This is a genomic window from Tessaracoccus aquimaris, assembly GCF_001997345.1.
Classification (GTDB): Bacteria; Actinomycetota; Actinomycetes; order Propionibacteriales; family Propionibacteriaceae; genus Arachnia; species Arachnia aquimaris.
Map to the genome: position 1 here is coordinate 3,708,784 of NZ_CP019606.1, position 15,688 is coordinate 3,724,471.

A 15,688-nucleotide genomic window follows, 5' to 3' on the forward strand; every position below is an offset into this window, starting at 1 on the left:
CCAGCGGTGACCCTCGCCAGTTGCAACGTGCCGCCGACCCTGAGTGTCAAGAAGGACATCAAGAGCCGCAACTACCCCAACGACCAGTTCGAGCTCAACATCTTCCGCAACGGCACCGAGGCCAGCACCGGCGTCACCAGCGGAACGACGCTCGGGGTGCAGGGCGGCCAGGCGGGCCCGCTCCCCGTGATCGGAGGGGTGAAGTACCGGGTCGCCGAGGCAATGACCCCCGGATCGCCCGGAACCCTCGACGCCTACACGCGCAGCCTCGCCTGCGTGGATCGTAAGACGGGCTCCACGGTCGCTGCCTCGCTCGACGGGACCGTCACGATCCCATCGTCGAGCTCCGTCGTCGAATGCACCTTCACCAACACCGCAAAGCCGATGGGCACGCTGTCGATCGAGAAGGCGCTGACGGCGGCGGTCCCCGCGGGCGCCGCGACCACGGTCTTCACAGGAAAGTACGCCTGCACCAGCCCGGACGGACTGACGGTCTCGGCCGGGACCTGGAGGCGGACAGGCGCAGGTAAGGCAACCATCGTCTCGACGTCGGGGCCCGCCTACGATCAGACCCCGGTGGGTGTGGTCTGCCGGGTCCTCGAGGACGCGCCCACCGCAGGGTTGCCGAACTCGTCGTACGCCTGGAAGGCGCCCACCTACGCGCCAGCCGGGTGGTACTTCAACGCCATCCCCCAGAGCCAGATGTCCGTCGCTGCGGTCAGCAGCGCAGAGGACACGAGGGAACTGCCAAACGGCCCGGGCGCGCTCGTGCTGGACGGCAATCCGAACACCTATTGGCACACGGAGTGGTCGCCGACCAAGCTCCCACCGCCGCACCACGTCATCGTGAAGCTGGGCGCGACGCCGGTCAATCTCGGCCGCATCCGGCTCACCCCTCGGCAGGACAGCGGCTCCGGCCGCCCGAAGGACTACGACGTCTTCACGGCGAACCCGGCCAACGGCAATTGCGCGACGGCGACCTACGGCGCGACGCCGGTCGCCTCCGGCACCCTCTCGGGGGACTACGCCCTGCGCACCGCGGACCAGGGCATCACGCTCGCGACGCCGGTGTCGGCGCTGTGCGTCAAGGTGGTGTACAAGTCCACTTGGGGTTGGGACACCGCCGACGGCGTCACGTCCCTCGAGGAGAGCGTCGGGTCGCTCGCGGAGTTCAACGCATACTGGGCCGAGCCGGCAGCGGCCGTGCGGATCACGACGGCAGGGATGGTCGGCGTCGCGACGGTGACCAACGACGTCGAGCGCGTCTACGGGAACTTCGCCGTCACCAAGCGGCTCGCCGCGGGCAGCACGGCGGACCCCGCCGCGACCTACTCGGGCACCTGGAAGTGCACCCTGGGCACTGAGGTCGTGACCGGGGCCTGGGGGCCGATTCCGGCCGGCGGGACGTGGACGTCGACGCTCGCGCACAAGATCCCCCTCGGCGCGTCCTGCGGCGAACTGACGGAGACCCGTCCGACGTTCCCGGTCGCCGCCGACCACTCCTACCAGTGGGACGGGGCCCCGCTCTTCTCCCCAGCCGTCGCGGCGACCGCGACGCAGCCTCCGACGGTGACGGTGACCAACACCACCAAGAAGCTCGGAAGCGTCGCCTGGAGCAAGGTGGACGCGTCCACAGGTGTGCTGATCGGCGGCTCGGCCTGGGCGATCGTCGGGCCAGGCAGCCCTTCGCCAGGCACGGCCGTCGAGGACTGCGTCGCCGCCTCGGTCGCCGCGTGCACCGGGCCCGACCAGGACCCGGTGGCGGGACGCTTCCTGCTCAAGGACCTGGCGGCAGGCGGGTACACCGTCACGGAGACCCGGGCACCCACCGGCTACATCGGGTCCGCAGGCTTCAGCTTCACGGTCGATGCGACGAGCGCCATGCAGGTCATCGACAAGGGCGCTCAGGCGAACACGCCGACGCCCGCGAAGGCGACGTGGCACAAGAGCGGCCCCGACGGGACGGTCGCACTGTCTGGGTCCAGTTGGCGACTGACCGGCCCCGGGCACGAGGCGGGCACGGAGGTCACCGACTGCATCGCGCCCGACGCGACCCAGTGCACCGGAGCCGACCGAGACCCCCGCGGGGGAGCGTTCGCGGTCGAGGGACTGCGCTGGGGGGCGTTCACCCTCGTCGAGTCGAAGGCCCCGCCCGGCTACATCGTCGACCCGACGGCCCATCCCTTCACCGTCTCGGCCACCGCGTTGAGCGTCGACCTGGGAACCTTCCGCAACTCGCCGTACGCGGGGCCGCGGCTCCCCTTCACCGGCGGCCTCGGGCGCGACCACCTCGTCCTGATCGGCGCGGCCGTCGTGCTGCTGGCTGGGGCCATGCAGGCCACCAGGTACGGCCGTCGTCGGCTTCGCCCCACCCCCTGAACCACACATCCATCGAAGCATCGGCCCACGGGCCACAAGGAGAAGGAAACCGCAATGTCTGCTAGCAGGACCACCTGGCGACGGCTGCTCGTCGGGTTCGGAGCGACTGTGCTCGCCACGGCCGGTGTGCTCACCGCGACCGCCGCCCCAGGCCCCGGCAACATCGACCCGACGGCGCCGACGAGCCTCACCATCCACAAGCACGAGGGCGACCCGACCGCCACCGGAGGCCAGGCCGGCGACGGTAACGCGCTCGCCCCCGCGCCAGGCTCACCGCTGGCGGGCGTCACGTTCACGGTGACCCCCGTCACCCACAACGGTGCGCCAATCGACCTGACGAAGCCAGAGGACTGGGCCCTGATCCAGGGCCTCAACCCCGCCACGCCCCTCACCAGCCCCTTCGGGCTCGGCGCGCCGCAGACCGTTGTGACGCAGGCCGACGGCTCCGTGACGCTCCCCGGCATCGCAAAGGGGTTCTTCCTGGTGCGCGAGACCGACTCCGGCCCGCACCCGATCGTCTCGAAGGTCCCAGACTTCTTCGTGTCGGTTCCCTTCCCCGACGACGTGAGCAGCAAGTGGATCTACGACGTCCACGTCTACCCCAAGAACAAGCTGAACGAGACGACGCCGACCAAGGAAGTTGCCGACCCCGGCAAGGCCCTTGTGCTTGGCTCGACCGTTGAGTGGAAGATCACCGCGCCGGTCGCCCAGATCGCGAGCGGCGACACCTACCGCACCTTTGAGATCACCGATCAGCTCGACCCCCGACTGCAGGTCGACACCGACACGATCGTCGTCACCTACAAGGGCGCGACGCTGGTCGCGGGCACCGACTACACCGTCACCCCCGCCGGTGGGCAGGCGGTCAAGGGCGCAAAGGTCGTCGTCTCCCTGACCGGGGCGCTCAGCCGCCTCGAGCCAGACACCGACGTCGTCGTGACGCTCCCCACCACCGTCGCGGAGGTGGTCGCCCCCGGCGCCATCACCAACGAGGCGTTCGTCAACACCAACGACACCACCGTCAAGACCAACATCCCCAAGGTGAACTTCGGCTCCATCCAGATCCACAAGTTCAACCAGAAGGACGCGTCGCAGGCGCTCCAGGGTGCGGTCTTCGAGTTGTACGACGCCAAGAACGGCACCAAGATCACCGAGGCGACCACCGGTGAGGACGGCCTCATCACCTTCACCGGCCTGTGGGTCGGCAAGGACGACGATCTCAGCGAGACGTACTGGATCAAGGAGACCAAGGCGCCGGCTGGCTACGTGCTGCCGACCGGTGACGCCGTGTGGCGCGAGGTCACGGTCGACAACGGCGGAGTGACGCCGGTCGTGGTCGACGTGCCCAACACGAAGCAGGGCGGCCCGAACCTTCCCCTCACCGGTGGGGTCGGCACCGCCGTGTTCGGCGGCGGCGGCGCGTTGCTCGTCGTCGCGGCCATCGTGATCGGTGGCGTCGTCGCGCGTCGCCGGGCAGCGACCAACTGAGGATCACCCGTCGCGGGGCAGGCCTGGTGCCTGCCCCGCGTCGAGCCGTGTAGAGGGAGACACGATGTCGACGAATGGCCCACGCCGCGCCGCCGGTCGGCCCGGATGGCGGATGCCGTGGCTGAACGCGGGGATCGGGGCGCTCGCCCTGCTCGGCCTGCTCGTGATGGGCTACCCGAGCGTGGCCTCGTGGTTCGCCCAGTACAACCAGTCCCGCGTCATCGAGGCCCTCGACGGGGTCGTGGACGACGGCCCTCCTGAGCGGCTTGCGGCCGAGATCAAGCGCGCCGTGGAGTTCAACGACCAGTTGATCTCGGGCGCGCTGGTCTCGCCCGGGAGCAACATTCCCCAGGGTGACGGGCCGGGCGACGCCGTCGCCTACGGCTCCATCCTCGACGCCGGCGCCGGCATGATCGGGCGGCTGCGCATTCCCGCCATCCAGGTGGACCTCCCCATCTACCACGGGACGACGGACGCCGTGCTCGAGAAGGGCGTCGGCCACCTGCAGGGGACCTCCTTTCCCGTCGGCGGAGGGTCGCAACACTCGGTCCTGACCGCCCACCGCGGGTTGCCGTCCGCGACGCTCTTCAACGACCTGCAGAACCTCAAGGTCGGCGACACGTTCACGATCGAGACGTTCGGGACGGTCCTGACCTACCGCGTCCGCGAGACGCAGACCATCGAGCCGGACGAGACGCAGGCGCTGGTCCCGCAGTTCGGGCAGGACCTCGTGACCCTCGTCACCTGCACCCCGCTCGGCATCAACACCCACCGCTATCTGGTCACAGGGGAGCGCATCCTGCCGACCCCGGCGATCGACCTGCAGAGGGCGGGGGAGCGCCCAGAGATCCCCGGGTTCCCGTGGTGGAGCGTCATCCTGGGCGGGGCATGCGTCGGCTGGCTGGCCCTGGTGGTGTCGACCGGGTTCCCGAGGCGCCGCGTCGGGCCACAGAACAGAAAAGTTGAACATTCCACTAGTTCGGGAATCTTCCCCGAGTCCGCGTCGTTGAACCAGGCATGAGAGCTTTCGGATTCCTGTCCTTCGGGCACTACTCGCCACTGCCCGGGTCGCAGACGCGCGGCGCCGCAGACATGCTCAAGCAGACGGTCGACCTGGCCGTCGGTGCCGACGAGTTGGGCGTCAACGGCGCCTATGTGCGCGTCCACCACTTCGCGCGGCAGGCGGCGTCGCCGATGCCGCTGCTGTCGGCGATGGCCGCAAGGACCAGCCGGATCGAGGTCGGCACCGGCGTCATCGACATGCGCTACGAGAACCCGCTCTACCTCGCAGAGGAGGCGGGCGCGCTCGACCTGCTCTCAGACGGTCGGGTCGCGCTCGGCGTCAGCCGTGGGAGCCCGGAGACCGCGCTGCGCGGCTACGAGGCGTTCGGCTACACCGGGTCGAGCGACCCCCGCGGCGCCGACCTCGCCCGCGACAAGTTCGACCTGTTCTGGTCGGCGATCAACGGCGAGAAGGTCGTCGACGGCGACCCGCGCCAGACGCCCGCGGGAAGCAGGCTGAGCATCGAGCCGCTCTCGCCGACGCTGCCTGAGCACATCTGGTGGGGCAGCGGCACGCGCAGCACCGCCGAATGGACCGGCCGGATGGGCCTGAACCTGATGAGTTCAACGCTCCTGACGGAGGCCACCGGGCAGCCCTTCCACGAGTTGCAGGCCGAGCAGATCGAGGCGTTCCGGCTGGCGTACCGCGAGGCGGGCCACACCGGGCGACCGAGGGTCAGCGTCAGCCGCAGCATCTTCCCGATCGTCAACGAACTCGACGCCCGCTACTTCGGCGACGGCCGCGACGAGGGCTCCGACCAGGTCGGCATCATCGACGGCTTCCAGTCCACCTTCGGGAAGACCTACGCCGCCGAGCCGGACGCGCTGATCGAACAACTCAAGGCCGACTCCGCCGTCCAGGCCGCCGACACGGTCATGCTGACGGTCCCGAACCAACTCGGCGTCGCCTACAACCTGCACGTGCTCGAGTCCTTCGCCAAGCATGTCGCGCCCGCGCTCGGGTGGAAGCCGAACAGCGAGGGTCCGGTGGAGGGCGACCCTGCGTGATCCGAACGGCCGGAGCGCCTGTTCCTGCGGCATCCTGAGCGGCCGACCGCGATCGCCGGTAGCGTTGGGTCCATGTCTGAATCCGAGAAGCCGCAGGAAGAACGACTCGACCCCAAGGAAGCGATGCGGCAGGCGCTCGAACGCAAGAAGCAGCGCGAGCACTTCTCGTCGTCGCACGGCATCGACGCGGAGCGCGGCGAGGGCCACTCGCAGGGCAAGGCCGCGCAGAAGCGCGAGTTCCGCCGCAAGTCGGGCTAACCGGCCCAAACCTCCGACAGGGGTCCCGATACGGCCGCACCGCCGCTCCACTTGGAACGGCGGTGCGGTTGCGTGCTTTGGGCGGTCGATCAGCCGATGACGGTGATCCAGTCCTTGCAGGACGGCTCGGCGTCGAACGCCTTCAGGATGTCCTGATCCTTGATCGACGTGAACGGCGGCGGCCCTCCCGGCGTGGTGCCGTTCTGTCCAATGTCCGTTGCGACGTCAAGAGCCTCGAGTTGCACCTGATCGTTGTTCAACTCAAGCGTGTCGGGGAAGGACTCGAACTCGGCCATCCGCTCGTCGATCAGCTTGATGCGCGAGTCGTAGAAGTCGGTGAACATCGCCGCGTAGGTCGCACCCTCCTCGACGGCGGGCGCCTTGACCTGGTCGCGGGCAGCGGTCAGCAGGGACTTGTACTCGTCAACGGCCGCGACGACCTGGGCCTTCTGCTCGGCCCCGGTGCCGCTGAGGGTCATTGGGAGGTTGAGCAGGTCGTGGTCGGCCTGCTGCCAGGACGTCCAGCCCGAGCAGGTCGCCTTCGCGAAGTCGGCGGGCGGCGCGCCCTCGTACTTGGGTTCCCCCGCGCCGCAGGCGCTGAGGGTGAGGCCGGCTGCGGCCAGGACGGCAATGATGGCGGGCTTGCGCATGGTGGGTCCCTGTCGTCGTGGGGTGATTCGGGAACACGGTAGCGAGCGCAGGGGTCACGTCGGGGACGCCAAAAAACGCGACGTGGGGCCGACACCGAAGTGCCGACCCCACGTCGCGGATGAGGATCAGTCGTCGAGCTGAGCGATCAGCTTCGTCAGCAGATCGACGGCGGCCTCGGGGATGATCGTGCCGGGCGGGTAGATCGCGTCGGCGCCGGACTGGCGGAGCTCTTCGAAGTCCTGGCTCGGGATCACGCCGCCGACCACGATCATCAGGTCGTCGCGGCCGAGCTTGTCCAGTTCCTCACGCAGCGCGGGCACCAGCGTCAGGTGACCTGCCGCGAGCGAGGAGACGCCGACCACGTGGACGTCGGACTCGACGGCCTGGCGGGCGACCTCCTCGGGGGTCTGGAACAGCGGGCCGACGTCGACGTCCATGCCGAGGTCGGCATAGGCGGTGGCGATGACCTTCTGGCCGCGGTCGTGGCCGTCCTGGCCCATCTTCGCGATCAGGATGCGGGGGCGGCGCCCCTCCTTGGTCTCGAAGTCCTCGACCAGCTTGCGGGCCTGCTCGATCGTCTCCGACGAGCCCGATTCCTTGTTGTACACACCAGAGATGGTACGGATGTTGGCCGTGTAGCGGCCGTACACCTTCTCCAGTGCGTCCGAGATCTCGCCCACCGACGCCTTCGCGCGGGCCGCGTCGATGGCGACCTTCAGCAGGTTGCGGTCGGGGTCGGTCGGGTCGGGGTTGGCGGCCGCCCACGAGACCCGCTCCAGCATCTCCTGGGTGACGGCCTCGTCGCGCTCGGCGCGGAGGCGCTCGAGCTTGGCGATCTGAGCAGCGCGCACCGACTTGTTGTCGACCTTCAGCACCTCAAGCTCGTCCTCGTTCTCGAGGCGGTACTTGTTGACGCCGATCACAGGCTGACGACCGGAGTCGATGCGGGCCTGGGTGCGGGCCGCGGCCTCCTCGATGCGCATCTTCGGGATGCCTGCCTCGATGGCCTTCGCCATGCCGCCCGCCTGCTCGACCTCCTGGATCCGCTCCCACGCCTTGCGGGCGAGCTGATCGGTCAGCTTCTCCACGTACGCGGAGCCCGCCCACGGGTCGACGGTGCGGGTGGTGCCCGACTCCTGCTGCAGGAAGAGCTGGGTGTTGCGGGCGATGCGCGCCGAGAAGTCGGTCGGCAGCGCGATCGCCTCGTCCAGCGCGTTGGTGTGCAGCGACTGGGTGTGGCCCTGGGTCGCGCCCATCGCCTCGACGGCGGTGCGGATCACGTTGTTGTAGACGTCCTGCGCCGTCAGCGACCAGCCAGAGGTCTGCGAGTGCGTGCGCAGCGACATCGACTTCGGGTTCTTGGGGCCGAACTGTCGCACGAGGCGTGCCCACAGCAGACGCGCGGCGCGCATCTTGGCGACCTCCATGTAGAAGTTCATGCCGATCGCCCAGAAGAACGACAGTCGCGGGGCGAACTGGTCGACGTTCAGGCCGACCGACTCGCCTGCGCGGATGTACTCGACGCCGTCCGCGAGCGTGTAGGCCATCTCGATATCGGCCGTCGCGCCCGCCTCCTGCATGTGGTAGCCGGAGATCGAGATCGAGTTGAACCGCGGCATGTTCGCCGACGTGTAGGCGAAGATGTCGGCGATGATCTTCATCGACGGCAGCGGCGGGTAGATGTAGGTGTTGCGGACCATGAACTCCTTCAGAATGTCGTTCTGAATGGTTCCGGCCAACTGCTCGGGCTTGACGCCCTGTTCCTCGGCGGCCACCACGTACAGCGCGAGCACCGGGAGCACCGCGCCGTTCATCGTCATCGACACCGACATCTGGTCGAGCGGGATGCCGTCGAAGAGTTGACGCATGTCGAGGATCGAGTCGACGGCGACGCCCGCCATGCCGACGTCACCGGAGACGCGCGGGTGATCCGAGTCGTAGCCGCGGTGGGTCGCAAGGTCGAACGCGATCGACAGGCCCTTCTGGCCGGCCGCGAGGTTGCGTCGGTAGAAGGCGTTGGACTCCTCGGCGGTGGAGAAGCCCGCGTACTGGCGCACGGTCCACGGCTGGTTGACGTACATGGTGGCGTAGGGGCCACGCAGGAACGGCGGGATGCCGGGGGCGGTGTTGAGGAAGTCGAGGCCCTTGAGGTCGGCGTCGCCGTACAGCGGCGGGACCAGGATGTGTTCCGGGGTCTGCCATCCGGCGGTGTGGCCGGCGGTGTCCTTCAGCGCCTCGTACTCGGCGGCGCCGTCGGCCGCGACGGCCTCGGTGCCCAGCTCAATATCTGTGAAACGGGGGATGGTGGTCATCTCAGGCTCCCAACGTGTTCAGGGTGGTGGAGAGCAGTTCGACGACGTTCATGCCGTCGAAGACGTTGCCGTCGACCGCATCCTCGCCGCCCTCGCCGAGCTCCTTGATCTGGCCCGCGACCAGCACCTGCTCGGCGCCGGCCTCACGCAGGGCCTTGGCGACGGCGACGCCCTGATCGGCGTACACCTTCGCGCTGGAGACCAGGACGACGATCTTCGCGCCCTGCTCCTTCATCTGCCGCACGTAGTCCTCGGGCGTGGCGCCCTCCGCGAGCACGGTGTTGATGCCGCCGACCTGGAACAGGTTCGAGGTGAAGCCCTCGCGCCCTCCGAAGTCGCGCCGGGCGCCGAGCGCCGCGAGAAGCACCTTTGGCTCGTTGCCCGCCGCACGGGCGGCGTCCGAGCGGTCGCGCAGATCCTCGAAGACCTGCGAGTCGCGCACGACCGTCAGCCCACCGAGCTCGGGGGCCGCGGGACGCGCGGCGCGCTGCAGCTTGGCCTCCGTGTAGTTCGGGAACATCGACACACCCGTGATCGGGATCTTGCGGGTGGCGAGCTGAGCGGCGCGCGCCGCGTTCAGCTCGTCGAGCTGGGCCCCGACGGTGCCGTCTGCAAGCGCGGCGGCGAAGCCCTCCGCGTCGAGCTGCTGGAAGACGGCCCATGCCTTCTCCGAGAGCTGACGGGTGAGCGACTCGACGAACCAGGAGCCTCCCGCCGGGTCGTTGACGCGACCGACGTTGGACTCCTCGGCGAGCACGATCTGGGTGTTGCGGGCCACGCGACGCGACATATCCGTCGGGAGACCTGCGATGGTGTCGAACGGCAGCACCGTCTGGACCTCGGCACCGCCTGCGGACGCCGCGAAGCACGCGATCGTGCCGCGCAGGATGTTGACGTAGGCGTCGTCGCGGGAGATGTCGCGCAGCGAGGTGATCGCGTGCTGGACGGCGCCGCGCCTGGCCTCGGTGACCCCGAGCACCTCGCCGACGCGCGACCAGAGGCCGCGCAGCGCGCGGAGCCGGGCGATGGTGGCGAACTGGTCGGTGGTGGTGGAGACGCGGAAGATCAGCGAGCCGAAGGCGTCGTCGATGCTGACACCGGCGTCGACCAGCGCGCGGACGTACTCGACGCCCGTCGCGACGGCGTAGGCAAGCTCGTGCACGTCGCCTGCGCCGGCGCTGTTGTAGATGGTCGAGTCGACGACCAGCGGGCTGACGCCGGGGAAGCCGGCCGCCAGGTCGTTTGCCTTGGCGACCACGCTCAGGTCGGCAGGGGTGCCCGCCAGCGCGGCGGCGCCGATCGGGTCGACGCCGAGGTTGCCGCGGATCGTCGAGGCCTCGGCCCCCGATTCGCGCAGGTACTCGGCGAGCTTGGCCGCCGCGGCGAGCTGCTCGGTGCGGCTGGTCAGGTAGACCGGCGCGAGGTCGAGCAGCACGCCCTGCAGCACGGCGGGGATGTCGTCGACGGCGATCGCGTCCGGATCGATGCGCAGGAAGACCGCTGTCTCTCCGCGCTCAAGGTCGTTGAGGATGTCGCGCCGAGACTCCGTGACGTCTGGGTTCTCCTGGAGCTGGGCGACCTCCCATGCGTCCATCTCGCCGGTCCGCACCGTGGTGCCCCGCACGAAGGGGGCGACGCCCGGGTAGCCGAGCTCCTCGGCGCCATCCTCCATCGTGTACAGCGGCTTGATGGTGAGGCCGTCGACAGTGGTGCTTGTCAGGCGCTTGTACGCCTGATCGATGTTCAGTTCCTTGCCTTCCGGACGACGCCGGTTGAGGACCTTCAGAACCTCCGTCTCCCAGTCCTGCTGGGAGGGGGTGGTGAAGTCCGCGGCCAGGCTGATGTCGGCCGCACTGGTGGCTTGATCGCTCATCGCTTCCCGTCTTTCTCGTGGGTTGTAGACCCAGGATTAACCCTAGACCAGAGGGGTGGGGCGAAAGTGGGTGGGGCGCAATAGGTCGGACCAACGATTGGTGCTAAGGCACCCGTCACGAGGGAGCGGAGGTTTTCAACGACCCCGATCGGAGCGGGCCGGGGGTCGGTCGCCGCGGATGCTTGCGACCATGTCGAGCACGCGTCGGGTCGCCCGGACGTCGTGGGCCCTGAAGACGGTGGCGCCCTGCCAGGCCGCGACGGCGGTGGCCGCGAGCGAGCCCTCGAGGCGCTCGTCGGCGGGCAGGTCGAGAGTCTCGCCGACGAAGTCCTTGCGGCTGATGGCCTGCAGGACGGGGTAGCCGAGCGCCACGACCCGGCCGGTCTGCGCCACCAGCGCAAGCGAGTTCAGCGTCGTCTTGCCGAAGTCGAGCGTCGGGTCGATCAGGATCCGTTCGCGTGGGAGGCCGGCCGCCTCGGCGCGGGCGGCACCGCCGCCGAGCACCCGCAGCACGTCCTCGACGACCGCGCCGTCGGGACCGTAGTCGATCCCGACGGGGTCGGTCCTCGGCGGGAGGCCGCCGGTGTGGGAGACGACGTAGCCGACGCCTTGGCGGGCCGCGACTCCGAGCAGGTCGGGGTCGGCGCCCTGCCACGTGTCGTTGACGAGGTCGACGAGCCCGGAGCAGGCGTCCGCGACCTCGGCGCGCCAGGTGTCGAGGGAGGTGAGCAGGCCGGGCAGCGCCTCGCGCAGCGCCAGCAGGACGGGGCGGACGCGGTCGATCTCGGTCGCCTCGTCGACCCAGTCGCCCTCCTGGCCCGCTCGGACCCCGCCGACGTCGACGATGTTGACGCCCTCCTCGACCATCGCGGCGGCGCGCGCCACGGCGCTGTCGACGTCGACGTGCCTGGCGGGGGCGTAGAAGGAGTCGGGTGTCCGGTTCACGATGCCCATCACGGCGGGGCGGGCCGCGTCGAACCGCTGGCCTCGCAGGATCAGGGGAGCGGGGGCTGGCTGGGTCACGTTGTCGAGTCTGCCAGGCAGTTCCCAGGCATGGGATCGGCACCGAGGCGTGGACCCGTGCGTTCGCGGGGCCGCCCACCCCTGCGACCGTGTCGATGACCTCCGACGTGGACTATCCATACGGGCCGCTGCGAGCTGCGGCCCGGTTCGTGCGGCGCCTGGCGGCGTTGTCATCCAGGTCGAAGGGCCCGGTTGTCGGCGCGGATCATTAGCCTGGAAGCGTAGACGGGTTGGCCCGGTCGGCGCGGCCGTCCGTCGGGTGGTCGGCCAGGGGCCGACCCGAACCGGGAGCTAAGCAGAGGAGAACCAATGAGAATCGCCATGACGAGCGTCTTCGTCGACGACCAGGCGGCCGCGAAGGCCTTCTATACCGACGTGCTCGGCTTCCAGGTCCGCCACGACGTTCCCGTCGGGGACGACTTCTGGCTCACCGTCGTGTCGCCGCAGGACCCAGAGGGCACCGAGTTGCTGTTGGAGCCGGCCGGTCACCCGGCGGTGAAGCCGTACCGCGACGCGCTGCGGGCCGACGGGATCCCGCTGGCGCAGTTCGCCGTCGACGACCTGGCCGCCGAGCACGCCCGGCTCGAGGGCTTGGGTGTGCGCTTCACGCAGCCGCCCACCGACATCGGCACGGCGCTCTTCGCGGTCCTCGACGACACCTGCGGGAATCTGATCCAGTTGATCGAGCACCGCCCCGCCGCCGGTTGAGCCTTGCTGGTTGAGCCAGCCGCCGCGACGAAGTCGCGCGCGTGCTGCGTCGAAACCCTCGTGAGGTTCGCTGGTTGAGCCATGGCAGGCGCGGAGCGGCTGGCATCGGTCGAAACCCTCGTGACATGCGCAGGGACCTCGTTCCCCGAGCTTGTCGAGGGGTCCGATTGGGTGACGCCTGCTCGCAGCCGGGGCTTGGTTTCGACGCGCGCTTCGTACCTCAGCGCGGCTCAACCCGCGGTCGGCGGGGCTGCGGCGCTGCGCGCCTTTGCCCGGCTCAACCAGCGTTCGCCTGTCAGTCGGCGTCGATCGACCGCTTCGGGAGTTCGGACTGCAGTTCGATCAGGCGGTTGTTGACCCCGGCCAGCACCTCGCCGGTCTCGGTGTTGAGGGCCTTCATCGCCTTGCGCCTCGTCTTGCCGCGGTTGGCGTTCCAGGCCAACTCGCCACGCATCCGCAGCGCCTTCGCCTGGCGGCGCCAGCCCTCGGGTTCGATGGCATCCGGGAAGGTCTCCTCGACCGCGGTCGCGGCGGCCTCGATCGCGCCGATCTTGGCGTCGAAGCGCAGCTTCGGGTTCTCAGAGTTGGTGGCCGACTTCAGCTTGTCGATCGCCGAGTCGATCCCCTCACCGATCTGTGGGTTCTCGCGCAACGCCGTCAGCAGCGCCACGCTGGTGGCGATCACGCCGCCAGCGGTCTTCACAAAGATGCCCAACTTGCTCATGGGCCCAAGTCTAAGCGTTGACGCGGCCCCACCCCATGAGTGGAACCCCGGAATCTACCCTGGTGGCATATGATCGATCCGTATTAGTTGCGAGGAGGCACAAATGCCAAAGGTGATGGGAATCGACTCGTCCACCCAGTCGTGCAAGGTGATCGTCGTCGACGCCGACACCGGCGCGATCCTGCAGTCGGGGCGCGCGTCGCACCCGGAGGGGACGGAGGTCGCGCCGTCGGCCTGGTGGGACGCGGTGCAGGAGGCGGCCGCGCAGGTCGACCTGAGCGACGTCGTCGCAGGAGCGGTCGCGGGCCAGCAGCACGGCATGGTCTGCCTGGACGCCGACGGTGAGGTCGTCCGCGACGCGCTGCTGTGGAACGACACCCGCTCCGCGGACGCCGCCAAGGACCTGATCGCCGAGTTCGGCAAGGGCGACGCCGCGGCCGGGGCGCAGTGGTGGGCCGAGGCCGTGGGATCCGTGCCCGTCGCGTCGTACACCGTCACCAAGCTTCGCTGGGTCGCCGACCACGAACCCGACAACGTGGCGCGGATCGCCGCCGTCGCGCTGCCGCACGACTACCTGACCTGGAAGTTGCTCGGCACCGGCCGCCTCGAGGACCTGGTCACCGACCGCTCCGACGCGTCGGGCACCGGCTACTTCGACCCCGTCTCCAACCAGTACCGCCGCGACATCCTCGCCGCGGCGCTGCGGATCGACCCGGCCGCCGCCGAGCAGATCGTGCTGCCGCGCGTCGCAGATCCCGGCGCGGTCGTCGGCCGCGGTCATCTCGCGGGTGCCGCGTTCGACCTCGGCGCGGGCATGGGCGACAACGCGGGCTCGGCGCTCGGCATGGGCCTCGTGCCCGGCGACATGGTCGTGTCGATCGGTACCTCGGGCGTGGTGTGCGGCGTCTCCGACGTGCCAGCGCACGACCCGACGGGGCTGGTCTCCGGCTTCGCCGACGCCACCGGCCGCTACCTGCCGCTGGCCTGCACGCTCAACGGCGCGCGGGTGCTCGACGCGACGGCCCGCACGCTCGGCGCCGACCACGGCGAACTCAGCGACCTGGCGCTCTCGGCCCAACCGGGCGCCGACGGCCTCGTCTTCGTGCCCTACATGGAGGGGGAGCGAACCCCCAACCTGCCCGACGCGACCGGCAGCCTGCACGGCTTGACGCTCACCTCGATGACCCGCGAGAACCTCGCGCGCTCGGCGGTGGAGGGCATCGTCTGCTCGCTTGTCGACGCGCTCGACTGCCTGGTCGCCACCGGCGCAGAGGTCGGCCGCGTGCTGCTGACGGGCGGCGCCGCCGCCTCGCCCGCGGTCCAGTCGGTCGCACCCCGCCTGTTCCCGGTCGCCGTCGCCATGCCGGCGGCGGGCGAGTACGTGGCCCTTGGCGCAGCCCGCCAGGCCGCCTGGGCGACGTCGGGTCAGGCCGAGGCGCCGACCTGGGAGTTGAGCGTCACGGAGCTACCCTCCGACGGCAGGGATCCCGAGGTCGTCGAGCGCTACCGTTCGGTGCGCCCCTGGAGCTGAGCCGGCCAGCCCGCTCCGGCGCCTCGCGCGCCGGGGCGCCTGCCGGGGTGCCTCGGGTCGTCGTCTCAGGCGTCGGTGGGGGCGACGTAGCCGCCCCAACGCTCGATCTTCCAGCCGTCGGCGGTGCTGCCGTTCAGCACGATCCACTGGGTGTTGTCCAAGGGGGCGGCATTGTCCATGCCGAGGTCGGGGTCCTGCGTGATGGCCCACACCCGAAGCGCCGCCCCGTGGCTCACCACCGCCACGCGGTCGTGGCCCTTCTCCTCGACCTCCGCGATGGCGGCGTCGAAGCGGGCGAGGAACTCACGCGCCGTCTCGCCGTCCTCCAGCCCGACGTCCATGTTGTCAGGGGCCCACGACATCAGGACCTCGAGGTACTTGCGCCAGTCGGTGCTCATCTCCTCGACCCCAGCGGAGATCTCCTGGATGCCGTCGATCACGACCGGCTCGAGGCCGCGCGCGGCCGCCAGGGGTGCCGCGGTCTGCTGTGCGCGGGTCAGGATGGACGCGTACATGGCGTCGATGGGTTCGTGCGAGAGCGCCTCGACGAGCGCGTCGGCCTGGCCGAGCCCACGCTCGTTGAGGGGAAGGCCGGGGTATGCGGTGTCGAGCTGACGGTTGACGTTGGCCTCGGTCTGGCCGTGACGGATGAGAAGGAGACGCATGGCCTT

General features: G+C 69.8%; 13 protein-coding genes. 7 read left to right on the plus strand and 6 right to left on the minus strand.

Annotated elements, in window-relative coordinates; translation table 11 throughout:
- Window positions 1-27: 27 nt before the first annotated feature.
- The 5 genes from BW730_RS16860 (at window position 28) to BW730_RS18345 (ending at window position 6,195) form a co-directional block, all read left to right on the plus strand.
- Window positions 28-2,379 (plus strand): SpaA isopeptide-forming pilin-related protein, encoded by a 2,352-nt coding sequence (locus BW730_RS16860; protein WP_145952946.1) that lies wholly within the window; start codon window positions 28-30, stop codon window positions 2,377-2,379.
- A gap of 54 nt (window positions 2,380-2,433) precedes the next feature.
- Window positions 2,434-3,867: a SpaH/EbpB family LPXTG-anchored major pilin gene (locus tag BW730_RS16865; RefSeq protein WP_077687285.1), complete on the plus strand. Its 1,434-nt coding sequence runs from the start codon at window positions 2,434-2,436 to the stop codon at window positions 3,865-3,867.
- A 64-nt stretch (window positions 3,868-3,931) separates the two neighbouring features.
- On the plus strand, window positions 3,932-4,888 hold the full coding sequence (locus tag BW730_RS16870; protein WP_226996873.1) for a class C sortase: 957 nt from the start codon (window positions 3,932-3,934) through the stop codon (window positions 4,886-4,888).
- Window positions 4,885-5,937, plus strand: a complete 1,053-nt coding sequence (locus BW730_RS16875) for an LLM class flavin-dependent oxidoreductase (RefSeq protein ID WP_077687287.1) — start codon at window positions 4,885-4,887, stop codon at window positions 5,935-5,937. The genes BW730_RS16870 and BW730_RS16875 overlap by 4 nt, the downstream gene beginning before the upstream one ends.
- A 72-nt stretch (window positions 5,938-6,009) precedes the next feature.
- Window positions 6,010-6,195 carry a DUF5302 domain-containing protein gene (locus tag BW730_RS18345; RefSeq protein WP_145952947.1) on the plus strand — a complete coding sequence of 62 codons (186 nt, stop codon included), beginning with the start codon at window positions 6,010-6,012 and terminating at the stop codon, window positions 6,193-6,195.
- A gap of 89 nt (window positions 6,196-6,284) precedes the next feature.
- Here BW730_RS18345 and BW730_RS16880 read toward each other — a convergent pair whose 3' ends face one another.
- From BW730_RS16880 to folP, 4 genes are all read right to left on the minus strand, one after another.
- Entirely contained in the window at window positions 6,285-6,845 is a 561-nt protein-coding gene (locus BW730_RS16880) for a hypothetical protein (protein WP_077687288.1), read from the minus strand.
- Window positions 6,846-6,971: 126 nt separating this feature from the next.
- Entirely contained in the window at window positions 6,972-9,158 is a 2,187-nt protein-coding gene (gene scpA / locus BW730_RS16885; protein ID WP_077687289.1) for a methylmalonyl-CoA mutase, read from the minus strand.
- Window position 9,159: 1 nt separating this feature from the next.
- Window positions 9,160-11,031 carry a methylmalonyl-CoA mutase small subunit gene (mutA, locus tag BW730_RS16890; protein WP_077687290.1) on the minus strand — a complete coding sequence of 624 codons (1,872 nt, stop codon included), beginning with the start codon at window positions 11,029-11,031 and terminating at the stop codon, window positions 9,160-9,162.
- A gap of 135 nt (window positions 11,032-11,166) precedes the next feature.
- Window positions 11,167-12,054 carry a dihydropteroate synthase gene (gene folP / locus BW730_RS16895; protein ID WP_226996874.1) on the minus strand — a complete coding sequence of 296 codons (888 nt, stop codon included), beginning with the start codon at window positions 12,052-12,054 and terminating at the stop codon, window positions 11,167-11,169.
- A gap of 309 nt (window positions 12,055-12,363) precedes the next feature.
- On the opposite strand from folP, the gene BW730_RS16900 reads away from it, so the two are divergent.
- Window positions 12,364-12,762, plus strand: a complete 399-nt coding sequence (locus BW730_RS16900) for a VOC family protein (RefSeq protein ID WP_077687292.1) — start codon at window positions 12,364-12,366, stop codon at window positions 12,760-12,762.
- A 295-nt stretch (window positions 12,763-13,057) separates the two neighbouring features.
- Here BW730_RS16900 and BW730_RS16905 read toward each other — a convergent pair whose 3' ends face one another.
- Window positions 13,058-13,486: a hypothetical protein gene (locus BW730_RS16905; RefSeq protein WP_077687293.1), complete on the minus strand. Its 429-nt coding sequence runs from the start codon at window positions 13,484-13,486 to the stop codon at window positions 13,058-13,060.
- 103 nt (window positions 13,487-13,589) lie between these two features.
- Here BW730_RS16905 and xylB point away from each other — a divergent pair, with 103 nt between their 5' ends.
- On the plus strand, window positions 13,590-15,017 hold the full coding sequence (xylB, locus tag BW730_RS16910; RefSeq protein ID WP_077687294.1) for a xylulokinase: 1,428 nt from the start codon (window positions 13,590-13,592) through the stop codon (window positions 15,015-15,017).
- A 65-nt stretch (window positions 15,018-15,082) separates the two neighbouring features.
- Here xylB and BW730_RS16915 read toward each other — a convergent pair whose 3' ends face one another.
- On the minus strand, window positions 15,083-15,682 hold the full coding sequence (locus BW730_RS16915; RefSeq protein ID WP_077687295.1) for a histidine phosphatase family protein: 600 nt from the start codon (window positions 15,680-15,682) through the stop codon (window positions 15,083-15,085).
- Between the last annotated feature and the right edge of the window lie 6 nt (window positions 15,683-15,688).